We start from the raw sequence: 24,595 nt of genomic DNA on the forward strand, positions 1-24,595 counted from the left end.
AGGAGGTATGCGATGAGGCATAAAAAAAGGAGATTTTTATTCAGCACTGTTTGCACACTTGGTATTTTGCTTACTGGTTTGGCAGGGGCGGCTCTGTTCTTCTGGATTCAGGAGAAAATCGAATCGTCAAGGAAAAAGCCTGATGAGTTGTTTCAGGAATATGTGGAATGCCTTTCTAAGGCAGACTATACGGATATGTATGGGATGTTAGATGATCAGAGTCATCTAAATATCAGTGAAGATGATTTTATTACCAGGCATAAAAATATCTACGAGGGGATTGAGGCTTCTGGAATAACCGCCCAGATCGGGCCGGTAGTGGAAAAAGACGGGGAAGCAGCGGTCAGCTACAATATGAGCCTTGACAGTATAGCAGGAGAAATAAATATCAGCAATCAGGTAAAGTTCCGGAAGGAAAAGAAAAAAGGCTATCAGATGGTGTGGGACGACAGTGTGATTTTTCCGGAGCTGGGGCGTTCCGATAAGGTAAGAGTATCAACGGACAAGGCAAAGAGAGGAAGTGTTTTTGACAGGAACGGACTGCTTCTGGCTGGAAAAGGCACCGCTTCCTCCGTAGGCCTGGTTCCCGGAAAAATGAGTGAGGATTCTGCCGGAGATCTTGAGACCCTTGGGAACCTTCTTGGAATGTCTGCAGATGCAATCGGGAAGAAACTGTCAGCTAAATGGGTGAAAGAAGATTCTTTTGTGCCTTTAAAAACTATTAAAAAAGTAGATGAGTTAAATTTGAATTCCATGGAGCCTAGGGAGGATAATGTTAAAAATAAGGAATTCCAGGATGAACTTCTGGCTGTTCCGGGAGTCCTGATCACAGACACGGAAGTACGCTATTACCCGTTGGGAGAGAGTGGAGCTCATCTGGTGGGATATGTCCAGAATGTGACGGCAGAGGATCTTGAAAAGCATCCGGATGAGGATTATCTGTCGGACAGCGTTATAGGAAGGAACGGGATGGAGGCCTTGTTTGAGAAGGAACTGAAAGGGACCAATGGACGGACAATTACCATTACTGATTCTGGCGGGACCGTTAAGAAGACCCTGGCTGCTAAGCCGAGGGTAGACGGAAAGGATATCACTCTGACTATTGACAGCACCCTTCAGGATGAGATATATCAAGCATTCAAAGAGGATAAGAGCTGTACGGTCGCCATGAATCCTTTTACCGGCGAAGTGCTGGCCCTTGTCAGCACGCCGTCCTACGATGATAATGATTTTATCCTTGGAATGTCCGAAGAAAAATGGGCTTCTTTAAATGATGATGAAAGAAAGCCAATGTTTAACCGGTTCCGCCAGAGATTTGCTCCAGGATCTTCCTTTAAGTCCATAACCGGTGCCATCGGGCTTTCTACCGGAGCAATTGATCCTAACGAAGACTTTGGAAGGGAAGGGTTAAGCTGGAGAAAGGATGAAAGCTGGGGGAATTACTATGTCACTACTCTTCATGATTACAGCCCGGCGATACTGGAGAATGCATTTATTTATTCGGATAATATTTATTTTGCAAAGGCTGCCTTGAAAATCGGCTATGATGATTTCATGTCAGGACTGGATAAACTAGGGTTTAATCAGGAGATTCCTTTTGATATTTCTGTAACAAAGTCTCAATATTCCAATACGGAACGGATCGAAACTGAGGTTCAGCTGGCTGATAGTGGATACGGACAGGGTCAGATGTTAGTGAATCCCATACACTTGGCGTCGCTTTATACCATGTTTGCCAATCATGGGAACGTCATAAAGCCGTATCTGCAGTATAAAGCGGAACCAAAACCGGAAGTCTGGCTGCCGGGGGCATGTTCCCCTGAGATTGCAGACAGGATCCAGACTGCCCTCGGCAAAGTGATCAGTTCCGAACACGGGACCGGACACGCGGCTTACCGAAATGATATTGAGCTTGCGGGAAAGACGGGAACGGCTGAGATCAAGGCATCAAAAGACGACAGAACCGGTACGGAGCTTGGCTGGTTTGCTGTCTATACTACAGATCCAAATCTGGAGACTCCCATTCTTCTTGTCAGTATGACGGAAGATGTGAAGGACCGGGGAGGGAGTGGGTATGTGGTGAGAAAGGACAAAGCTATTTTAAATTCTTATATTCCAGGGGGGCAGTAAATAGAAGGCTGCCGTAATGGTTTGAATTAATATGATATCAAGAAATTGTGCATAAACATACACGAAAAATCCCTAAGATTAAAATTAGGGATTTTTTTTGTGTTTATGCAATTTTTCTGCCTGGTGGGGGAGGGTATGTAACCTTAAAGTTATAAAAAGTAGAACATATGTTCGTAAAACATAAAAGAAACCGTGCAAAAGAGAACTCCTGATGGAATGGCAGTCAGTGAGCGGGAGTACGCCTATGGTAAGAACGGCAAGCGGATTCGGGAAGTTAGCCGGGAATCCGTGAGAGGAAAACAAACCCTCCTCCTATAGACGAAGTACCGCTATAATCATAAAGGCCAGCTAATTCTCCAGGAAGATCCGGGAAATGTAAGGAAAGAATATAAATATGATATTTATGGAAACCGCCAGTCCTTTCAACTGACCCGTGAAGGGAATGGAAGCCCGGATGTCAGTCTGTATTACGTGTATGATGATTTATATCGTCTAAAGCAGGTAAGGAAAAGTAACGTTGCTGGGGTGATACTGGCGGAATACGAAAAAGGCAACCGTAAAACCCTCCGCTATCCGCAGTCCGGTATGGAAACCAGCTATCAGTATAATGATGGCAACCGGATAATAACTTTGGAGAATAGACGGCAGGGAACCGTGATTTCTGCATCGGAATATGGCTATGATGTGAATGGGAATATTCTAAGTAAGATCAACAAAACCGGTTCTTCCCCCGTTACCATATTCTATCAATATGACCGACTGGGTCGTATGACTGAAGAAGATTATTCCGGCTGGAAGCGGACATTTTATACCTATGATGCCTATTCCAACCGTGTGAAAATGATGGTGGAAGGAAGAACAAAGGATGAACTGGTCAGTGTTACCAATTATGAGTATGGTTTGAACAACCGGCTGGAAAAGGAGACAAAAAAGCAAGGGAAAACAACGGAAACGTATCGGTACCGTTATGATGATAATGGAAATGAAACCTTCCGGATTTGGGAGAAAACATCGCCAACACCAGACTATCCGGGAACTGTCAAGTTATCGGGGCATTATAAAAGGGAGACACCGACCGTTTATGAGTGGAGACATTATGATGGATTTAACCAATTAATCCAGATCAACCAGGATGACAAAGAGATTCTATATCAGTACCGTGGAGATGGCCTGCGCCACAGCACCCAGGTGAGGAAACTGACCGAAAGCCAGGGGAAAACGAATTTGTATTGCTGGGATGGAAATGATATCGTAGCGGAACAGACTGACGGTAAACAGATTAAAACCTATATAAGAGGAATCAATTTGATTGCCGGAGAATTCGATCGTGTGGTATACTACTATATATTGAATGAACATGGGGATGTAACCCAGCTATGGAGTCAAAGCGGAGCGTGCAAAGCCTCGTATGAGTATGATGCTTTTGGAGTTGAGAGAAATCCAGATAAGGAGGATGAGAATCCGTTCCGGTATTGTGGGGAGTATTTCGATCTAAGCAGTAGTACATATTATCTTCGTGCCAGAGATTATAGATCTTCGACAGGCCGATTCCTCGCTGAGGACAGTATTGAAAAAACGACAAGGAAGATGCCGAATGATCAAGAGATTACAGACCCACTCAGTCTGAATAAGTATACTTATTGTCACAATAATCCGATTGTATATAATGATCCAACTGGACATCTTCCATTTTTGGTTCTTGCAGGACTAGCCGGTTTAGCAGCTGGAGCGATTGCAGGGGGAATATCATCGGCCATTCAGGGCAAATTTTCCTTGGAAGCAATAGTTCAAGGTGCTGCAATCGGAAGTACGGTCGGTATAACTGGAGGAGCGGGCCTTGCATATGGTGTTACTGGCAGTGCTCTTGCATCAACTGGTGCAGTTGCGTCAGGTCTTGGATTTGGTGTAGCAACTGTGGGGCATGCTGGAGCAACTGGTTTTGAGCAGGCTCGGCAATTATTGCAGTCACAACAAATGAGAGCTATTGAGGGCGCTGGGACTGCAAAAGGGCTTATTGGAAAAGACTTTGAAGACTTTTTAACGAAAAAGATTGGTGGTTATGGTTCATTTAGTATAGGTGGACGAGATTTTGACGGCGGCCTTGGAAATAGATGGTGGGAAGCTAAATCAGGACAATATTGGAATATGTTAGAAAGCAATCCTAATAATGTACTTAAATTCAAAAGTGACATGGGAGATAGACTTAAAATTGCTATTGATAATGGTGCTACTTATGAGCTGTTCTCGAATACCTCCATACCACAAACAATCAAAGACTGGTTAACTAAAAAAGGAATACCGTTTACAGAAATTCTCAAATAAATTTGGAGGTGCATTAATGTCCATATCAGCTTCGTTAAGTATTACACTTGCCAATAGATGTAATCAATCTTTATCTTCTATAAAAATAATTAATAGTCTTTTAAATAACGGTTGGTACTTAGAAAAGAATAACAAAATTTATTATCTACCACTAGGGGATGATGATGATTTTGACTGGCAAGAAAACCAAATAAACAAGGATGCTTTTGCTGAAATAGTAGAGCAAAAAGAACAGGCTGGCGAAATAATAGGCGTAGGGCTAACATGGGGAAATACCGACATAGGTGTTATTTTATTAATCTATACGAACTATCAATTATCGTTTGGCCTTACAATTAACAGAAAAAAATTACAAAGCAATATTACTGATTTCAATTGGTATTTAGAGAAAATTTTGCCTTGTCTTGAGACAGATTTTATGACTGTCTCAAACTTTTCTTTTAGTCAAGATTAGTAATTGAGCAACAAGAAACAGCACAAAAAGCCCAATGCTATGGGCTTTTTTGCTGTTAGTCTAGTATTGTTTTTCAATGACCTCGATGGCAATCCTCATTCACAAATAGAATTCAAATTAAGTTGTTATAAAATTCAACTTTTCTTTTAAAATGAAAGGAGTTTATATTATGTGTGGTTTTAGGAATATCTTTATGTTTCGGGTATGTCTTAAAGAACTGGATTAAAGATGTAGATAATAAATATATCCCAACTATTTGTGCTTGTCTAGGTATTATTTTAGATTATGATAAGCGGTCTGGCAAGTACGGGGCTTCATCAGGCCATGAAACAGTTGATTGAAAAGAAATAAAAGATTGGAGGAAATATATGGCTGGAGTTTTACTCAATATAGGTGGTAGAGCAAATATGATCTTTTGCGAATATTTTGTAGATGATGAAAGTGAAATTCAATATTTACCCACTACAACAGAAAAAGGAACAGGGTCTTTTAAGGATAATCCTTCTTTTTGCAGTTGCGTCAGGTCTTGGATTAACCGTGGGGCCTGCTGGAGCAACTGGTTTTGAGCAGGTTCGGCAGTTACTGCAGTCACAACAAATGAGAGCTGTTGAGGGCGCGGAGTATAGTGGTGTAAGAAATGCTGTTACTGATTTTATAAATGCAAAAGGCAACAGTACACTTACAAACCATTTTACTAACCACGCAGGGGACCTTGGGTATACTACTGAAACTCAATATCTAAACGGAGCTAGAAATTTTCTTGAAAAGCCACTGACTTCAACAATACAATCATTTACATCAAGTGGAGGCACATATTTTAGATATGATACGGTTACAAATGAGTTTGGCATAATAATTCAGTATGGTGGCATCTCTACTTACTTTAGGCTGACTGAGGGGCTTAATTATTGGTTAGGCAGATAAAATTGTATGCTCCTAAATAGAATGGAGGTTTAAGTGATGAAAAGAAAAATATGTCCTTGCTGTGGATATTTCACGATTGATAGTGAGGACGAGACTATCGTTGATATTTGTGAAGTGTGTTTTTGGCAATATGATGCTGTAGCACATGATAAAGCAGACCAAAATATTGGCGCTAATCATATTTCATTGAACGATGCGAGAGATAACTACAAAAAATATGGTGTTTGTAAAGAAGAGTTCAAGAATATGGTTAGAAAGCCTCTCGAAGATGAATTGCCCGAAAACAATTAATCATTAAGTAAGCCAATGCTCGTATAGCAGGGTGGTCTAAAAGGTGATTTACAGTCAGCTATTAATTTATTTAATTAGAAGTACTCATGTAAAAAAACTATGGATAATGAAATTGACTTTGAGCTCCCATATTGTAAACCTTGGCATAAATCAAAATGCCATGAGCTTGTTATAAAAGTACGGTGTTGTTATGAATTATAATGACTTAATAAAAGAGGCTATTAGCGTATTTCCGGAATTTTTAGAGGAATATAACAGTATTATTAACAACTCAGAGCCTGATTTGTCTATATTAACGTTTTATATGGATGAGTTTCAGCAAAAAATTCAAGAGCAAATTAATCACAATAAAACTGTTTTACCGGTATATCAATTTTATGAAGATATCGTTCGTCAACAGTTTATTAAGTTGATTGATGAGTACTACCTTGACAGAAATGATGATGTTTTAAATAAAATTAGTAAAATGACCGACTTTTTCGAGAGAATGGCAATGTCTGAAAATATGGATGTTCAGAATGTATTAGTAGTGGGAATATTAGAGGGCATTACAGAAGACAAGGAAAAAGAAAAACTGATCAAATCTTTGCTAAAAGAAAAAAGCCGCAATTTAATGTGAATTGCAAAACTGTATTCATCAACAGTATTAATGTAAAAATAAAAAAACTGGTGTGCTACCCGTCAATAGGACAATGAAAAATAATAAGTTTTCTTCCGTCAGTCAATGAATTGGCTGACGGAATTTTTATGGTGCGCCCGGCGGGCGCACGTTCTAACGAGTGCAAATCTCGAATCCGTCCGGTAGTGGGAAGGATATAGCCAAGACCAAGGGTGTCGTCCATGAGGACGAATCTGAAGGAAGGTGGAGGTGACCCAATAAAAGTTCAATTTGAAATGCCCGTGGCTGTACGGAATACTATGAGTATGACAAAGCCAGAAGGCTGCAGAAAAAAACGGACAGGAACAAGGACCAGACCGTTTATCAGCATGATGCCCTGGACCGTCTGATAAAAGAAATCGTGCAAAAGAGAACTCCTGATGGAATGGTAATCAGCGAGCAGGAGTATTCCTATGGTAAAAACGGCAAGAAGATACGAGAAGTCAGCCGGGAATACGTGGAAGGAAAACAAACCCTACTCCTGGAGACGAAGTACCGCTACAATCATAAAGGCCAGCTGTCCCGCCAGGAAGATCCGGGAAATGCAGGGAAGGATTATACTTATGATATATATGGAAACCGTCAGTCCTTTCAACTGACCCGGGAAGGAAACGCAAGCCCGGTTGTCAGTCTGTATTATACGTATGATGATTTATACCGTTCAAAGCAGGTAAGAAAAAACTTTGCTGCCGGGGTGATACTGGCCGAGTACGAATACGATGAAAAGGGCAACCGTAAAACCCTCCGCTATCCGCAGTCCGGTATGGAAACCAGCTATCAGTATAATGATGGCAACCGGGTAATATCTTTGGAGAATAGACGGCAGGGAACCGTGATTTCTGCATCGGAATATGGCTATGATGTGGATGGGAATATTCTAAGTAAGATCAACAAAACCGGTTCTTCCCACGTTACCATATTCTATCAATATGACCGACTGGGTCGTATGACTGAAGAAGATTATTCCGGCTGGAAGCGGACATTTTATACCTATGATGCCTATTCCAACCGTGTGAAAATGATGGTGGAAGGAAGAACAAAGGATGAACTGGTCAGTGTTACCAATTATGAGTATGGTTTGAACAACCGGCTGGAAAAGGAAATAAAAAAGCAAGGTAAAATAACGGAAACGTATCGGTATCGTTATGATGATAATGGAAATGAAACCTTCCGGATTTGGGAGAAAACATCGCCAACACCAGACTATCCGGGAACTGTCAAGTTATCGGGGCATTATAAAAGGGAGACACCGACCGTTTATGAGTGGAGACATTATGATGGATTCAACCAATTGATCCAGATTAACCAGGATGACAAAGAGATTCTATATCAGTACCGTGGAGATGGCCTGCGCCACAGCACCCAGGTGAGGAAACTGACCGAAAGCCAGGGGAAAACGAATTTGTATTGTTGGGATGGAAATGATATCGTAGCGGAACAGGCTGACGGTGAACAGATTAAAACCTATATAAGAGGAATCAATTTGATTGCCGAAGAAATCGATCGTGTGGTATACTACTATATATTAAAGTATGATGCTTTTGGAGTTGAGAGAAATCCCGATAAGGAGGATGAGAATCCGTTCCGGTATTGTGGGGAGTATCTGAACTTAGAGACGAATTCCTATTACTTAAGAGCAAGGTATTATAGAACTGTAACTGGGCGTTTTAAAAGCGAGGATACGCTCCGATGTGTTATAAATCAATTGCCGAATAAGCAAGAAGTGAGTGACCCACTATCGCTTAACCTGTATACTTATTGCCATAATAATCCGGTGAGATATACTGACCCTACAGGACATCTTCCATTTTTAATTGTTGCAGGACTAGTTGGTTTAGCAGCTGGAGCGATTGCAGGTGGAATTTCATCGGCAGTTAGTGGTAAGTTTTCAATGAAAGCAGTTCTTCAGGGTGCTGCAATCGGGAGTACGATCGGTCTAACCGGAGGCGCAGCTCTTGCATATGGTGTTACTGGCAGTGCTCTTGCATCAACTGGTGCAGTTATGTCAGGTCTTGGATTTGGAGCAGCAACAGTGGGGCCTGCTGGAGCAACTGGTTTTGAACAGGCTCGGCAGTTACTGCAGGCACAACAAATGAGAGCTGTTGAGGGCGCGGGGAAAGCTGATATTGGCAATAAACTTGATTATGTATTTGGTCAGGCAACCGGGAGTGCTCATAATATTCAGCGTTCACAATCAATGGCAAGTGAACTAGCTCACATTGGTATTCAGGATACGCCAGCAAATCGCGCATTACTTCAAAGTCATTTTGAGAGTGTCGGCATTAATCTAAACAACATTGCTGGCACAGAATTGAGGTCATATATCGCTAATGGTCAAACTTTTAATTATACTGCAATAATTCGAGAAAGTTTTTTTATGGGACCGAGTGGTGGTGCCGGATTTAGAACTGTTTGGGAAGGGTATAGACTTTTAACTATTATTATACTAGGAGGGCAATAATGATAACAAAACAAAAATATGAGTCACTTCAGGCTCTTCAAATGTATTCATTGGAGCATCGATTTAAAATCTATGGTAATTTAGGAAAAAAAAATAATAGATTTGAGTCCATATCTTTGCCAGAGAAAGACTATATATTTGGATTAGCATATTACAATCATGGTATCGATTCACAGGGGTTATTGTTGGACAATGCGTCAAAATTAATTGTGGGATTCGATCACTATATACTAGGGTTAGATTGTGAAGCTAAAGCAGAATTAATCCAAAAAGAATCAATAGCCCCATTCTATGAATTTATTGAAACAGAAAACCGTATTTTAGCAATTTGCGAACTGGATATATTTGCTTTTGATTTAGAGTGTAGGCTAATATGGTCATCGGGGTTTAGAGATATTGTCGATAATTATGAAGTGATTGATGGCAAAATAGTATCAATAACATGTTCTAATGGAGATAAAAACAAATTTGAATTAAGTGATGGGAAGGCTTTGTAGAATCGCTAATAGAATGCCGAAAAAGTCCGATAATATTTCAGGTTTTCTTTTGAGAGCGTAATTTTTTTGTGTCCAGAAAGTGCAAATAAATAATAGTGATTTTCACAGATGTATTTGTTTTAAAATTATATAAAAAAAGTAAGAAAATCTATAAAAATCAATGGATATAGGTATTTAACAAATACTTATTGGAGTTAAATCAAAGGAGAATAAAGGACAAAACTGACTTCAGTTACGAAAGCGAGGTAAACTAGACTTTTCTGGAAAACGAAGGGCTGCTGCGACTTTAATCCCCGTTACGGCAGCCCTTTTAAGGTAATTGGGCATAAATTTCTTCATCATTTAAAATATCCAATGTAATTTTTCCTGCCATACTTCCATTCGCCTGAGCCCCACCCTGAACATTTGTTGCAAACACATAGGTTTCATCTCCTGTCTCCACAAAGCCGATGAACCATCCATTTACATTCTCCCCTTCCACAGTCCCGGTCCCGGTTTTCCCGTACAGGGAAGCACCATTGGAAGAAGAGAGGAGTAAGGACTCTTTTACCGCCTTTATATTCTCCTGTCTGAATGGAAGCTCATCCTGATAGAACCGAGCTAAAAGCTTCACCTGCTCAACCGGTGAAATCTTTAACGAAGATTGGATCCAGTAACGCCCTATTCCGCCGGATAAGTCCTTGTTGCCATATCCGATAGTATCTAAGTATTGCTTTAACCTGGACAGCCCGGTCTTTTCATCCAGGGAAGTGAAATACCAGTTAACCGAACTCTTCATTGCAGTATCAAGAGTCTGGTCCTGGTTCCAGGCTTCAAAAGGGTAACTGGTCCCATCCCAGGAAAGCAGGGAAGCTTCCGGAGTTATGGTTCCAGTTTCCAGGGCTGCTAAGGCACTGTAAATCTTATAAGTGGAATCCGGGGAAACCCTCCTTGTCCCAGCTTCCCGATTATAGATGCAGTACTGTCCCGAATTCAGGCAATACAGAACAAAACAGCCATCGTATCCTTTGAAATAAGAGGATAAATCCAGCGTGGTTACATTTTCAGCCGTAAAGTCGTATTCTGTACCGGTGTAAGCATCTGCAGACAATACCGGAATACAACCCAGCACCAGTGCTGCAATCACAGTAAAAAGAATTCTGCCTTTCACCACACGCCACCTGGATTCTTTGCGGTAACCGGCAATGTTCAGAATGCGCCTTTTTATCTCTTTCCTTGAGCCGCTGATACTGGCGGCGGAATAGGAAAATAGGGATATCTTTTCTGCAAAATTTATCAGCGTACTTCCATAATCCAGATAGCTTTCCGAATCCAGCAGGGACAGGACTGATGAATCGCAGGCAATCTCCCGATCGCTTCTCATTTCCTTAAAAGCAAACCAGACAAAAGGATGGAACCAGTAGATAATCTGTGCCAGAGCCATAAGCCTGTTTACCAGAAGGTCCTTGTGTTTGCAGTGTAAAATCTCATGGAGAAGAATATACCGGATTTCCTTTTTGGAAAGCTCCGAAATCATATTAATAGGAACAATGATGCAGGGGTTCCATAATCCGGCCGCAATAGGAGAGGAAATATAAGCGCTGCTATAAATCGGTATTTCTTTTCTAACACCAGATTCTTCCATACATGTTGCAAATAGTTCCCGTATCTCCTTATTCTGAAGTGGAAGAGAGGACCTTTTCAGCTGCCTGATTTTCCTGCTGAAATGGATATGAAAACCAGTCATTAATACCATGCCAGTGATCCAGATACCAGTTAAAACAGTAGGAAGTCCCGGATGCGCTACACGGCTTACGGAAACAGAAAAATCCTGGAGGAAATATTCAGTTGCTGCCGCGGTTTTATAGGCAGCCCCTAAAGTACCTGCATGCTCAGGCGAAAAGGAACCCCCAAAAAAACGCAGCAGCTTAAACACATATCCAGGAAAAAGAAAAGAGCATGGCAGAAATGGGGCAGCCAGCACAAACAGAAACAGAAACCAAAGATTGTACCGGATTCTTGCAGTCAGCTGTTGATTTAATAATTTCCTGACCAGCAGGATTGCGATAAGCAAAATGGCCAGGACCACGCTGTTAAAACAAAGGCGTGTCATAAAAGAATCAGGCATAATCAACGTTCCTCCTCTTGTCCGCCCAGAAGAAGCTTTCTCAGTTCTGCCAGGTCTTCGCTTGATACATAATCACTGTTTAAATAGTTGGTCACCATGCTTGATATCTTACCGTTATAGAAACGGTTTAAAAAATGATCATTTTCTTTCGTTAAATATTCTTTTTTTTCCACGAGCGGGGTATAGACGAAAACACGGCCTTCCTTCCGATAGGTGGCAGCACCCTTTTGAACCAGTCTTTTTAAGAGTGTGTGAATGGTCTTTGGGTTCCAGTTAGTGGTCTTCACCAGTTTGTCCGTCACTTCGTTGGTACTGATGGGGGCGTCATTCCATAGCACCTTCATTACCTCATATTCTGCTTCGGATATTTGCGGCAGTTGATTCATTGCGGTCTCCTGTTCTTACAATTGTAATAATACTATTATAAGAGCACGATGCAGGCATGTCAATGAGTTCTGTGACTCTGCCAGTTTGTGATCAGTGTAACATTAAAAATATAAACAGATTTTAAACATGAGACCGTCAGATATTGCATTTACTTAACAACCATTTTTCCGTAAAATGAAACCATAAACAAACAAGGGAGGTTTAAGGGATGAAATTAAGGAGATTTAGCGGCATACTGATGGCAGGGCTGATGGCGGCTGGAACGCTGGGCGGATGTTCAGGCACCAAGACAGATACCACAACAGCGGCAGCTGGCGGGCAGACGGCTGCTCAGACAGAAGCGGAAAAGACTCAGTCAGCGAGTGGGGAAAAAACCGTCATTAAGGTCTGGTCCAAAGACCGGCATGACGCCACCTATGTTCAGAAAAAAGTAGACGAATACAATGCAAGTAACACGGATAACATTCAGGTAGATTATCAGCTTTACACGGATAATTATGTGCAGGCCATTGATATGGCGGTACAAAGCGGGGAGCTTCCTGATATTCTGGTACAGCAGGACCAGATGTTTGATAAATATGTAAACGAGGGGCAGTGGGCAGATTTTTATGATTACATAGATTCTGATATGAAAGAATATTTTAAATCTGTGGTTTATCCTGGTTACAACGAACTGGATGGAAAGCTGTATTTCATCCCAACCACCGGAACTACCTGCCGTCTTTTCTATAACAAAGAAATCTTTGACCGTGTAGGGATTTCGGAACCTCCAAAAACACTGGAAGAAGTAGTGGAGTATGCTAAAAAAATCAATACGGAATTATCCAAAGAAGGAATTTATGGATTTGCAGAAAATATGAAAAGTGCCAGCTCCGGCTTGCAGCGTTCCATGTGCGTCGGCCTGGATCGAGAGACCGGACTGGTACGTGGATACGACTTCGTAAAGGGAGAGTACGACTTTTCACAGTGGGCAGATACTTTGAAGCTTTGGAAGGAACTGCTGTCTGACGAATGTGCGTTTCCTGGATGTGAATCACTGGATATCGATCCCTTAAGAACCCAGTTTGCAGCCGGCAAGATTGGTATGTATATGTCTTACAGCCATGCAGAGCCAGGGGTTTACCAGAATCAGTTCCCCATGGATTCCTCTAAATGGGACTGCGTTCCAATTCCAACCGTTGGCGGAAAAACCACAGGAAAGCAGTATTTTACCGGTACAGGTAGTTATGTTTTAAATGCAAAAAGTCCTAACGTGGATAAAGCATTTAAGGTTTATAAGGATATCTTTGCAAATGAGGATTATTTAATCGGATACTACGAAGGCGGATTTGGTGTAAGTATTCTACCTAGCGTTATTGAAAAGGCAAAGCCAGGTCAGGATTTCCAGGATAAAAAATGGCTGCTCATCAGTGATATTGATGCCCTCCTTCCAAAGCCTCCCCACACTGCCTTCGCATCTGGCATGGTGGTGGAAGGTGAGGATATGTTTAAAACCTGCGAATCTATTTATTATGGAGATGCAGATATAGATTCTACCTTAAAGGATCTGACAGACCGTTACAATAAAGCGTATCAGGAAGCAGTGAAAAACGGAAGCGGTCATGAAGTAAAGATTGAAAACTATGACCCGATGAATCCAACTTTACAGTAATATTGAAAGAGGGGCGCATAATCAGCGAGGCCCCTCTTTCTTTGAAAAGAAAGGAGTATGCAGATGAAAGACTGGAATAGCAAAAGTGCCTTGCGGGGAAGTAAGATTGTGAAAAAAAACCTGCAGGCCTATTCATTTATGCTTCCTAACTTGATTTTGTTCACCATCTGTTCCCTCTATCCGGTGGTATGGACTTTGAAATATGTATTCTTCCAGTATGGGGGATATGGAACAGGAGTACCGAGATTTGTGGGCCTTGCTAACTTTGCCCGGGTGTTCCGGGATAAAGTTTATTGGGAAAGTGTGATCCATACTTTTACATACGGTTTCGGGAAGGTAATTTTTATCATTCCTCTGGCCTTTTTTCTGGCATTTCTTTTAAATCAGCAAAAAAGTGGGAATGGTGCGGCCCAGAGCATTGTATTTTTACCTACCATTATGAGCTCTGCGGTCATGGGTCTGGTGTTTTATCTGCTTTTTAATGCTTACAATGGAGAGGTCAACAAGTATTTAATGACGGCAGGCCTGATACAAAAACCAATAAACTGGCTGGGGAAAGAACATGCCATGAAAACCCTGATTCTGACAGCGGTCTGGGGCGGTGTTGGGAATTACATGGTATATTTCATAGCTGGAATCCAGCAGGTATCCGGGGAAGCAATCGAAAGCGCCAGGATCGACGGGGCCGGCAAGCTTCAGACCATCTGGTACATCATCATTCCAATGCTGGGACCCATATTAAAAATTATACTTATGCTGGCGATCACCTCAGCGTTTCACGACATTACCAATGTGATGGTATTAACCGAGGGCGGCCCCAACAATGCGACCATGGTCATGTCCCTGTACGGATACCGTTACTTCTTCCCCATATCAGCGGCAGAAGCCACGGTTCCCCAATATGGCTACGGTGCTGCGGTCAGCGTCATATCCGCAGTAATTGCTGGTATGGTAACCGTAGGTTATCTGCGAATATCTAAAAAACTGGATGAAATTTATTAAGGAGGCGGCAGCATGAAAAACTGGAATGGAAAACATATATCAAAAGCCGCCTGGCTTTCTTTGGCCGGAAAATGGGTATTTCTGGGCATTATGATTTTATTTACGCTTTATCCGGTCATCTATACAGTGCTGGGATCTTTGAAAACCAATGCAGAGCTGACCCAGGGCGGCGGCTTTTTTCCGGAGAAATGGCATTTTGAGAATTATTACCAGGCCTTTGTCCAGGCAGACTTTACAAAATATACGTTCAACAGCATTGTGGTCAGCGTTTCCGTTACACTTCTGGCTGTGGTTACCTGCTCACTGGCAGGTTTTATTCTGGCCAGAAGAGAGTTTGCCGGGAAAAAGGTGCTCTTAGCCCTTTACTTATCCATGATGTTCGTATCCTTAGGGTCAGTTACCCTTTATCCGATTTACGAATTACTGCGGGCATTAAAGTTAAATAAGTCCATATTTGCCCTTATTGTGGCACTTACGGGAGGGCAGGCCACCAATGTTTTTCTGGTCATGGGTTTTACAAAAGGAATTCCAAAGGAGCTTGATGAGGCGGCCATCATTGACGGCTGCAGCATTTACGGAGTTTATACCCGGGTGGTTCTGCCTCTAAGTAAGCCGATCCTGGCGGTAGTAGCCTTATTTTCTTTCCGGAATGCCTGGAATGATTATATCACCAGCCTGATCATGACGATTTCTATGCCGAAGCTTCAGACTCTTACCGTGGCGGTTGTCCAGCTAAAATATTCTGTTAATGCCGCGGCAGAGTGGCACATCATGCTGGCGGGAGCGTCCATCGCCATCATTCCGATCCTGATTGTCTATTTGTTTGCCAACAAACAGTTCATTGCAGGCCTTACGGCAGGTGCGGTAAAAGGATAGGAAAAAGGGCGGGTCCTGTGATATACTGGAAATAAACAGAAGAGCAGGAAAACGGGGGGAAAGCATGAAGAAATTTATAAACAATTTAAGATTCCGCAGTAAAATCATCTGGCTGTTCGGAATCATGTTTTTCTTTACAACCGCCATCAGTGGATTATCCTATTACCAATACGCATCCAATGATATTGAAGAGAATTTCAAAGTGGGGGCAGAGGACGTCCTGGCTCAGATTGTGGATACCTTAGGCCAGCGGCTGGGCGTCATCAATCAGAGGGCCAAGGGAATGCTTGCTAATTATACTTTTATGGTAACCCTTTCCGATTATCTGAATAATCCAAATGACATCAACCTGGTAAAAGCCTTAGGGACCATACCGGATTTCATGAGAGACTTTGAGACCGGAGAGGGGCTGATCCACTCCACCTATATATATACGGATAAAGGGAGCTTTGATAATTTTGTACGCATGAGAAATTGGGAGTTTGATTTTAAAGAGTCTGTTTATTACAAAAGCTATCAGACAGGCGGAGGCGATGCCATCCGCTGGTTCCCGATATGGAAAGATGAGATCTTTCAGGACAATGACCTGGTGATACCCTGTGTCTGGCAGTTCAGCGTTCAGGGCTATGTGGGAAATGAATATCTGGTGATCCAGTTAAAAAAAACCGAACTGGAACGCCTTTTAGAAGGAAAATATGAATTTTTTGACAAAATACTCATTCTGGATGGGGCAGGAAATGTAATGATAGGTTCCACTGATATGGATCCGGAAGAACTAAGGAAGCTTTCGGAATCCAGGGAAGGGGGAAGCAATGTCATTACCAGCGATTTTCAGTACGAAGGAGATTCCTATCTGGTCACCTATGAACGTCTTAAGGAAAACGGCTGGCAGATTTATGGGCTGAAATCAAGGCAGAGCATACTGGGAAGTCTGAAAATCCTCAGAAACACGATTTTTGAGATCACGGGTGTTATTTTCTTACTGGGAGTAGCGGTCATTCTGTTGTTGTCCCACCAGCTGACCAATTCCTTAAGACGGTTGGAAAAGCGTATGAGCTGCGTGGAAAAAGGTGATCTGGGAGTTCGGTTTTTCTACCCCTATAAGGATGAAGTGGGAAGCCTTGCTAAATCTTTTAACTATATGATCGGAGAGATCCAGAGTCTGGTCCGGAAGCAGGAGGAGACCATTGAGGAGCTGAAACGGGAGCGGGATTATGTGGCCGAGGTTCAGAAGCAGAAGCGGAAAGCGGAATTAAAGGCCCTGCAGGCTCAGATTAATCCTCATTTCCTCTATAATACTTTAAATGCCATCACCTGGCAGGCCGCAGATCAGGGAGCAGAAGAAATCAGCATCCTTTCTAATTCACTTGGTAAGTTTTTCAGGATCGGCCTAAGTAAGGGGGCAGAGGTGATCACCCTTCGGGAAGAACTGGAACATGTGTCAAGCTATTTAGACATCCAGAGCATCCGCTATCATTCCCGTTTAAGCTATGAAATCCATGCGGATGACAAATGCCTGGATTTCCGGATGATCAAGCTGATCCTGCAGCCTCTGGCTGAAAATTCCATATATCATGGAATCAAAGAGAAGCAGGGGGCCGGTATCATAAAGATCTCCGTCAGTGAAGAAGGATCTTGCAAAGATACGGTCACGGAGCTTGTAGTGTGGGATAATGGGGCAGGGATTCCGGAAGAAAAGCTTGCATTCATCAATGAAACCTTAAAAAAGGGCGGAACGGACTGTGAAGCAGGCTATGGCATTTACAATGTCAATGAAAGGATCCGACTATTTTACGGAAAAGAATATGGGCTGTATTATGAAAGCAGCTTCGGCCATTGGACTAAAGCGGTTCTTAGGATTCCGGCAATGACAGAGGAGGTGGAATGATGTACCGCATATTGATCGTAGATGACGAAGACTATGTAAGAGACTTACTGGTCAGAAATATCCAAAATTCGGCCCTGGAAGTGGATGTGGTTGCGGTGGCAGGTGACGGAGAGGAAGGGCTTAGAGAAGCGCTGTTAAATAAGCCGGATATTATCATTACGGACATTGCCATGCCCTTTATGAATGGCCTGGAATTGATCCGCAGGATTCAGGAAGCCGGGCTTTACAGTAAAAATGTGGTCATAAGCGGTTACGATGAATTTGACTATGCAAAGCAGGCCATTTCACTTGGAGTCAAGGATTATTTACTAAAGCCCTTTTTGCCCAGGGAAATGATTGATGTTTTAACAAAGGTGATACAGGAGCTGGACAGCCAGAAGGCGCTTTTGCAGAATATGAGCCTGTTAAAGGAACAGGCCGTGAGCCGGGCCGGACTTGCCAGGGAAAAAGCGCTGAAGGCTCTCATAAGAGGAAAGGAATGGGGAGAGGAACCGGACTTCATACTGGAAGGCAGTTTTTATGCGGCAGGAGTGATCCGCATGGAAGGCGGAGCATGGGATTTTGGCAAGCAGGAGCATGTGGAGGAGTTTCTGATGCTGATACGGAACGGTTATCTTTCTGCAGGGATCTGCCTGTATGCGGTCAGCTTTGACGGGATCCAGCTGGCGTCCATCTGGTGCGGTGACGGGGAAAACGAGGAGCATTTCCTTAAAAAGATTGGGGAAAGCCTGGAAAAAGTCAGTATGAGCCTGGAGAAATATTACCATATTCAGATGAACAGCGCCCTTGGCCGTGCTTACCGGAGTCAGGCAAAGCTGGTGGATTCCTACAGGGAAGCTATGGCTGTGTGGCGGGGGAATTTAGACGCAGAAAAACGATTCCTGTTTTATGGAGAAGAAAGCAGCCGGAAAGAAGAAATCAGCAGCAGCCAGATCAGGGAGTGGAAAAACCAGATCCGGCTTTCTGTGCGTGCCGGACAGGAGGCAGGGGCTCTTGCTGGGCTGTCGGGCCTGATGAAGTGTTATGCCTCCATGTCCAACAGGAAGAATGATTATGTGGGCGTATCTGTAGGGGAACTGGTTTATGCCATTCAGAATGATATGGAGCAGGATGGATATGACCGGGCGGATACGGAGCCTCTATCCTTCATGCAGGACCGGATCAATTACGGAAGCCTGATGGATATGAACCATATGCTGGCCACTTATATTGAAAAGTGCTGTCGGGTGGTACGGGAAAATTCAGAGGAAACCAGGGCAGATGCAGTGGTGAAGCAAATGAAGCAGATCATTGAAAATGATCTGCATAAGACGGAGCTGGATCTTGAGGGAGTGGCTTTAAAGGTGCATTTCAGCTCCAGCTATGTCAGGCAGATATTCAAACAGTACACAGGAGAGAGTTTTGGTGAATATTTAATCCGAAAGCGTATGGAACGAGCAGGGAGCCTGCTCCAGAAAACTAGCATGAAAATCCAGGAGGTGGCAGACCAATGCGGGTATGATAACCAGCGGTACTTTGCCAGCAGTTTTAAGAAATTTTATAGCTGCACTCCCACGGAATTTAAAAAATTGGTGGAAGAAGAGAATATATATTAGGAGGGTTAGGATCATGATTCAATTTACAGAACAGGAAATCCGGCATTTAAGAGAAAAGTACCAAAGGCAGCGGTCAGCTGTTAACCGTATCATGGAAGATGTAAAAGAAATCATGGCAGAGCCTGTTTTGGTTCCCAAAACAGGGATCGCCAACTGGACCCTTTATTATTACTGCCCGGATTGTTCTGTGCGGCTGACGTTTGACAGGGACGATAAATTTCATCACAGCTGCCCCTCCTGCGGACGGGTATATTCCGGTGAGCCCTATGACAGTACCTGGTGGGGAATCATTAACAGCAGAAATTACACGGCGGTATTTCAGATGGGACTGATTTATCTGATCACAGGGGAAACTGACTATGCCAGAAAGGCCGTAGATATCATGATGGAATATTCCGGATACTATAAGGACTATGAGGTACACGGCAATATTCCTTATAATGGTCCCGGTAAGTCAGGCGCTCAGACTCTTGATGAGGCGAATTTCCTCAGAAGCTTTGCCATGAGTTATGATCTTCTGTCTGATTTCATGACGGAGGAGGAAAAAGAGTTTATTGGAAAGGAAATGCTCATCCCTGGAGCTGAATTTTTGATGAAATACCGCCATAACCAGCTGCACAATCATGAAGTGATCATAAGCTCAGCCATTGCGGTCATCGGATTGATCTTTGGCATTGACCGGTATATCCAGTTTGCCGTTTATGAGCCTTATGGGATTTTATATCAGCTGGAGAATGGGATGCTCCCGGATCACATGTGGTTCGAAGGAGCACTGGGCTATCACTTTTATGCCCTTACCAGTTTTTTTGCCTATGAAAAGTTTGCCCTCCATACGTCTCACAGCCATATCAGCCATCCAAATTATAAAGCCATGATGGAGCTGCTGGCATCCTATCTGGAACCGGGATTCCGTATTCCCATGTTAAACGATACCAATTACGGACATACCTCCTCAAGTCTTTATTTATATGAATTTGCATACCGGGAACTGGGAGGGGAAAAGCTTCTTTTTATACTGAACCAACTATATGAAGAAGAAAAGAGAGACAATCTGGAAGCCTTTATTTACGGGGCTGATGAGCTGCCTAAGTGCAGTATGGAGCCAGGGAATTATCATGTGAAAGCAGGGCAGTCAGGGAGCACGATTTTAAGAGGGAAGGATGATAGATATCTGCTGATTAAACATGACCGTTATGGCGGGGAACATGATCATTATGATCGACTTGGCATCAGTTATCTGGCTCATGGAAAGAGGATATCTCCTGATCTTGGTACTACCGGATACGGTGCGGTTATGCATTATGATTTTTATAAGAATACAGGTTCCCACAATACAGTGAACATTAACGGTGATAATCAGGCGCCGGTCAATGCAAGGCTTACCCGTTACGAAGAAAGAGATGGGGGCATATATGTGGAAGCAGAAGCGGACTGGACCATACCCTATGAAATGCCGGATAGCTTTACCATCGTTCAGTGGAAGGAAGAAACTTACCGGCCTGTAAAAATGTTGAGAAAGATCGCATGGAACGAAGATTATTTTGCAGAAGTATTCCAGGTAAAGGGGGCAGGGAAGGATCTGCCTGTGGACTGGGTCATGCATTTTTCCGGAAACCGGATCATACAGCCTGAGGGAATGGAAATAAAAAAGTTTTCTGACAGGAAGCCATATAGCTATCTTCATCACATGAAAAAGGCCGTTCTGTCAGAAAATCAAACCAGTGTGATCCATGATTATGTGGATGGAGGCATACATACGCGGGTATTTACCTGGAACCAAGGAATGGAATTGTATGATGGAATGGGGCCGGATAACCCCTCGATATCTGATATCAATTACCAGATTGAACGCGGGTATGGACCGGATCTTGTATTTGCCCATGTGATTACCAGCAGCAATGGGCCTTGTCTGATCAGGAATGTAAACTTTTCTGAAGATGGGGACTGTATCGTGATTGAAGTGGAAGGAGAAAAAGACGAAAGGAAATGGAGCAAGATCCATAAGATATAAAGAATAGAAACAGGGCGGCCCAAAAGTTGGTAATCGACTTTTGGGCCGCCTTATTTAGAAGGACAAAAACATTGTAATTAAAATGGAACCAGATATTTATTTCCTGCATATGTTAGGATATGGAAACTTTTTAAGATGAATGGAGGCAGAAGAATGTCTGATAATATTTGTTTAGCAGATTTAAAAAGGGGTCAGAAAGCAGTGATCGCAAAGCTGGCCGCCTATGATGATATGAGAAGGCGTTTACAGGATATTGGCATTATAGAGGGAACTACTGTGGAGTGCCTGGGAAAAAGTCCTTTGGGAGACCCAACGGCATTTTTAATACGGGGTGCGGTGATCGCTCTTAGGAGTGAGGATTCTGGCCGTGTTCTGGTGCAGTCAAATATAGAGGAAAAAGCGAACCGTCATTATGGGGAAGAGATGGTGGCCGCTAACCTTTCGCTGGAGGATTAGGTATGGGATTAAGCAGGGATTCAATGGGAATTAAGTCTGTGGACTGCGGTCTGGAAATTAAGAAACGGAAGGAAGAGGATAAGGTCATTGCACTGGCCGGAAATCCCAATGTAGGTAAGAGTACGGTATTTAATCAGCTTACTGGGATGAATCAGCATACAGGAAATTGGCCGGGAAAAACCGTTGCCAACGCCCAGGGCTGGTGCTCGGATGGTCAGCAGGGATATGTTATGGTGGATATTCCCGGCTGCTATTCCCTGATGGCCCATTCCACGGAAGAAGAGGTCGCCAGAGACTTTATTTGCTTTGAAAACCCGGATGCAGTAGTAGTAGTCTGTGATGCCACATGCCTGGAGAGGAACTTAAACCTGGTGCTGCAGATCATGGAGGCCACGACCAATGTGGTGGTATGTGTAAACCTTATGGATGAGGCTAAAAAGAAGAAAATTTTCTTACACCTTGATATGCTGGAACAGCGCCTGGGGATCCCGGTTGCAGGAACTGCAGCCAGAAGCAATAAAGGACTGGATCAGATCTATACCGGTTTAAAACGCTGCCTGGAACAGATAGAGGAGGAAGGGGATAAACCTGCTCTCATCCAATACCCCCAATATATTGAAAACGCCATTGCCAGGCTCCTGCCTGCAGTGGAACAATTGGCCAACGGAAAGGCAGAGGCCCGCTGGCTTTGCGCCAGACTGTTGGATGCCAATGAGAATTTGATGGAAGCCGTAAGAAAATACCGAAAGCCGGTGGCTGATTCCGAAGAAGTGGTTTCCTGTCTTGCTGAAATCTGGGAAGAATGGAAGTCTTCCGGGATCAGCCAGGAGCAGGTAAGCGACGATATGGCTACTGTTTTCATAAATAAGGCGGAAAGTTTATGCAAGGATATCGTGGAATATGAAAACCAGACCTATAACCGGAAGGATCGGAAACTGGATTGGATTTTTACTAGTAAGGCTACAGGCTTTCCCATTATGTTCCTGGTTTTGCTTGGAATCTTCTGGATTACCATAACAGGAGCTAATTATCCGTCAGAGTTAATAAGCACCGTACTGTTTAAGATAGAAGCGTGGTTGGTCGGGCTGGCTGACGCTGCCGGTGTGCCCGTGATTATCACTGAACTGCTGTTTCATGGTGTTTACCGGGTTCTGGCCTGGGTAGTAGCGGTTATGCTGCCTCCTATGGCAATATTTTTCCCACTGTTTACTCTTCTGGAGGATTTTGGATACCTCCCCAGAGTGGCTTTTAATTTAGACCGATGCTTTAAAAAGTGTTCTGCCTGCGGAAAACAGGCGCTTACCATGTGACAAAGGAAATCTATGCTTTTTTTGTTTCTTCCATGTTTAGACTTGACACTTTTTCTTTGAAATGGTATATTATTTACACGCAAACTGTAACTGAAAATAATACAGAATCACAACTAAAAACGCCGGAAATCAGTAACATATGGCACAACCTTAAAAGGAGGTACAGTATTTGGGCTTTTCTATCGACGTAAGTATTCCAGTTATGACCGTGTTTCTTCAGGGGATTATCAGCTTCTTTTCTCCCTGTGTGCTGCCACTCATCCCCCTTTACATAGGGTATCTGTCGGGAGGGACGGGAGTCCGCGGGGAGGACGGGCGGATTTATTATAAACGCAGCAAGGTTATGGTTCACACTGTCTGCTTTGTTATCGGGGTCAGCTTCGCATTCTTCCTGTTGGGGCTGGGATTCTCAGCTCTTGGAAACTTTTTTAAATCAAACCAGCTTCTTTTTGCAAGAGTGGGAGGTATCCTGGTAGTTTTATTCGGTTTATACCAGCTGGGTGTTTTTGGGACTTCTTCTGTATTGGGAAGGGAACGCAGACTGCCATTTTCCCTTAATACCCTGGCCATGTCTCCCTTAACTGCGTTAATCATGGGCTTCACCTTCAGCTTTGCCTGGACGCCCTGTGTGGGACCGGCTCTTGCCAGTGTCCTGCTTATGGCCGCCTCAGCCTCCACAAAGGCAATGGGGTTTGTCCTGATCGGAGTATATACACTGGGGTTTGTTCTGCCGTTTCTTGCGGTGGGATTCTTTACCACCACAGTGCTTGAATTTTTCAAAGCTCACGGCAATATTGCAAAGAATGGGGTAAAGGTCGGAGGAGTTCTCATGGTATTTATGGGAATTTTAATGTTCACCGGAAAGATGAATGCGGTGACCGGATACCTTTCAACCATTCCGTCCCCTGCCGTCACAGAATCAAGAGAGACGCCGCAGCCGGAAACGACTGCAGAACCATCGAAAGAAAAACCTGCAACAGAAGAAGAATCTGTTACGAAAGAAGAATCTGCATCGGAACCGGGGAATACCGGTGAGTCAGAGGAAGCGAATCAGCCTCTTCCGGCAGTTGATTTCACTTTAACCGATCAATACGGCAATACCCATTCTCTTTCTGATTATAAAGGAAAGACGATCTTTTTAAACTTCTGGGCGACCTGGTGTCCCCCATGCAGGGCGGAGATGCCGGACATCCAGAAAATATTCGAAACCGCCGATACAGAAGGGGATAATGCACTGATCATTCTGGGAGTTGCAGCTCCTAATTATGGAAGTGAAAAAGACGAAGAAGGAATTAAACAATTCCTGAAAGAAAACGGATACACCTATCCGGTTCTCATGGACACGAATGCGGAGCTGTTTGAAGCTTATGGAGTATTCTCTTATCCGACTACATTTATGATTGATAAAGATGGTAATGTATTTGGTTATGCAAGCGGCCAGCTTTCGGAAGATACGATGCGCAGCATTATAGAACAGACCATGAAAGGGCAGCGGAAATAATCCGCCGCTATCGTTAATAATAAACAGAGCAATTATGGCATTCCAAAGGGAAAAAGGATCTTTGGAATGCCATT

20 protein-coding genes are annotated in these 24,595 nt (G+C 43.3%); 18 read left to right on the forward strand and 2 right to left on the reverse strand.

The window, feature by feature from the left end:
- Nucleotides 1-12 precede the first annotated feature (12 nt).
- From H171_RS00540 to H171_RS00580, 9 genes are all read left to right on the forward strand, one after another.
- The gene (locus H171_RS00540; RefSeq protein ID WP_100303406.1) at nucleotides 13-2,130 is read left to right on the forward strand and encodes a penicillin-binding transpeptidase domain-containing protein; all 2,118 of its coding nucleotides are present in this window, start codon (nucleotides 13-15) and stop codon (nucleotides 2,128-2,130) included.
- A gap of 471 nt (nucleotides 2,131-2,601) precedes the next feature.
- Nucleotides 2,602-4,452, forward strand: coding sequence for an RHS repeat domain-containing protein (locus tag H171_RS00545; RefSeq protein ID WP_100303407.1), 1,851 nt, complete (start codon nucleotides 2,602-2,604; stop codon nucleotides 4,450-4,452).
- A 16-nt stretch (nucleotides 4,453-4,468) separates the two neighbouring features.
- A complete protein-coding gene (locus H171_RS00550) occupies nucleotides 4,469-4,906 on the forward strand; it encodes a hypothetical protein (protein WP_100303408.1) in 438 nt (145 codons plus the stop codon).
- A gap of 173 nt (nucleotides 4,907-5,079) precedes the next feature.
- Nucleotides 5,080-5,247, forward strand: coding sequence for a phage holin family protein (locus H171_RS24845; protein WP_242976824.1), 168 nt, complete (start codon nucleotides 5,080-5,082; stop codon nucleotides 5,245-5,247).
- A 91-nt stretch (nucleotides 5,248-5,338) separates the two neighbouring features.
- Nucleotides 5,339-5,830 (forward strand): hypothetical protein, encoded by a 492-nt coding sequence (locus H171_RS24390; protein ID WP_207655165.1) that lies wholly within the window; start codon nucleotides 5,339-5,341, stop codon nucleotides 5,828-5,830.
- Between the two features lie 36 nt (nucleotides 5,831-5,866).
- Nucleotides 5,867-6,121 carry a CPCC family cysteine-rich protein gene (locus H171_RS00565; RefSeq protein WP_100303409.1) on the forward strand — a complete coding sequence of 85 codons (255 nt, stop codon included), beginning with the start codon at nucleotides 5,867-5,869 and terminating at the stop codon, nucleotides 6,119-6,121.
- A gap of 190 nt (nucleotides 6,122-6,311) precedes the next feature.
- The gene (locus H171_RS00570; protein ID WP_100303410.1) at nucleotides 6,312-6,740 is read left to right on the forward strand and encodes a DUF7674 family protein; all 429 of its coding nucleotides are present in this window, start codon (nucleotides 6,312-6,314) and stop codon (nucleotides 6,738-6,740) included.
- 424 nt (nucleotides 6,741-7,164) lie between these two features.
- Nucleotides 7,165-9,240, forward strand: a complete 2,076-nt coding sequence (locus H171_RS00575) for an RHS repeat-associated core domain-containing protein (protein ID WP_100303411.1) — start codon at nucleotides 7,165-7,167, stop codon at nucleotides 9,238-9,240.
- Nucleotides 9,240-9,737: a hypothetical protein gene (locus tag H171_RS00580; protein WP_100303412.1), complete on the forward strand. Its 498-nt coding sequence runs from the start codon at nucleotides 9,240-9,242 to the stop codon at nucleotides 9,735-9,737. Before H171_RS00575 ends, H171_RS00580 begins: the two co-directional genes overlap by 1 nt.
- A 310-nt stretch (nucleotides 9,738-10,047) precedes the next feature.
- On the opposite strand, the gene H171_RS00585 is transcribed toward H171_RS00580, so the two are convergent.
- Together H171_RS00585 and H171_RS00590 are read right to left on the reverse strand one after the other, a co-directional pair.
- Complete coding sequence (locus H171_RS00585; protein WP_100303413.1) at nucleotides 10,048-11,844, reverse strand: BlaR1 family beta-lactam sensor/signal transducer; 1,797 nt, start codon at nucleotides 11,842-11,844, stop codon at nucleotides 10,048-10,050.
- 2 nt (nucleotides 11,845-11,846) lie between these two features.
- Complete coding sequence (locus H171_RS00590) at nucleotides 11,847-12,230, reverse strand: BlaI/MecI/CopY family transcriptional regulator (RefSeq protein ID WP_025234720.1); 384 nt, start codon at nucleotides 12,228-12,230, stop codon at nucleotides 11,847-11,849.
- Nucleotides 12,231-12,439: 209 nt separating this feature from the next.
- On the opposite strand from H171_RS00590, the gene H171_RS00595 reads away from it, so the two are divergent.
- The 9 genes from H171_RS00595 to H171_RS00635 all read left to right on the forward strand — a co-directional run bounded on the left by H171_RS00595 (nucleotide 12,440) and on the right by H171_RS00635 (nucleotide 24,521).
- Nucleotides 12,440-13,882: an ABC transporter substrate-binding protein gene (locus H171_RS00595; protein ID WP_100303414.1), complete on the forward strand. Its 1,443-nt coding sequence runs from the start codon at nucleotides 12,440-12,442 to the stop codon at nucleotides 13,880-13,882.
- Between the two features lie 63 nt (nucleotides 13,883-13,945).
- Nucleotides 13,946-14,884 carry a carbohydrate ABC transporter permease gene (locus H171_RS00600; RefSeq protein WP_100303415.1) on the forward strand — a complete coding sequence of 313 codons (939 nt, stop codon included), beginning with the start codon at nucleotides 13,946-13,948 and terminating at the stop codon, nucleotides 14,882-14,884.
- Between the two features lie 12 nt (nucleotides 14,885-14,896).
- Nucleotides 14,897-15,760, forward strand: coding sequence for a carbohydrate ABC transporter permease (locus H171_RS00605; RefSeq protein ID WP_100303416.1), 864 nt, complete (start codon nucleotides 14,897-14,899; stop codon nucleotides 15,758-15,760).
- A gap of 64 nt (nucleotides 15,761-15,824) precedes the next feature.
- Complete coding sequence (locus tag H171_RS00610) at nucleotides 15,825-17,648, forward strand: histidine kinase (RefSeq protein WP_100303417.1); 1,824 nt, start codon at nucleotides 15,825-15,827, stop codon at nucleotides 17,646-17,648.
- Nucleotides 17,645-19,243: a response regulator gene (locus H171_RS00615; protein WP_100303418.1), complete on the forward strand. Its 1,599-nt coding sequence runs from the start codon at nucleotides 17,645-17,647 to the stop codon at nucleotides 19,241-19,243. The genes H171_RS00610 and H171_RS00615 overlap by 4 nt, the downstream gene beginning before the upstream one ends.
- Nucleotides 19,244-19,256: 13 nt before the next feature.
- Entirely contained in the window at nucleotides 19,257-21,254 is a 1,998-nt protein-coding gene (locus tag H171_RS00620; protein WP_166433579.1) for a heparinase II/III domain-containing protein, read from the forward strand.
- 153 nt (nucleotides 21,255-21,407) lie between these two features.
- Complete coding sequence (locus H171_RS00625; protein ID WP_100303420.1) at nucleotides 21,408-21,710, forward strand: FeoA family protein; 303 nt, start codon at nucleotides 21,408-21,410, stop codon at nucleotides 21,708-21,710.
- A gap of 2 nt (nucleotides 21,711-21,712) precedes the next feature.
- A complete protein-coding gene (locus tag H171_RS00630) occupies nucleotides 21,713-23,020 on the forward strand; it encodes a ferrous iron transporter B (RefSeq protein WP_100303421.1) in 1,308 nt (435 codons plus the stop codon).
- Between the two features lie 169 nt (nucleotides 23,021-23,189).
- Entirely contained in the window at nucleotides 23,190-24,521 is a 1,332-nt protein-coding gene (locus H171_RS00635) for a redoxin family protein (RefSeq protein ID WP_100303422.1), read from the forward strand.
- Nucleotides 24,522-24,595 lie beyond the last annotated feature (74 nt).

It is taken from the genome of [Clostridium] celerecrescens 18A (assembly GCF_002797975.1).
GTDB classification, from domain to species: Bacteria; Bacillota; Clostridia; order Lachnospirales; family Lachnospiraceae; genus Lacrimispora; species Lacrimispora celerecrescens.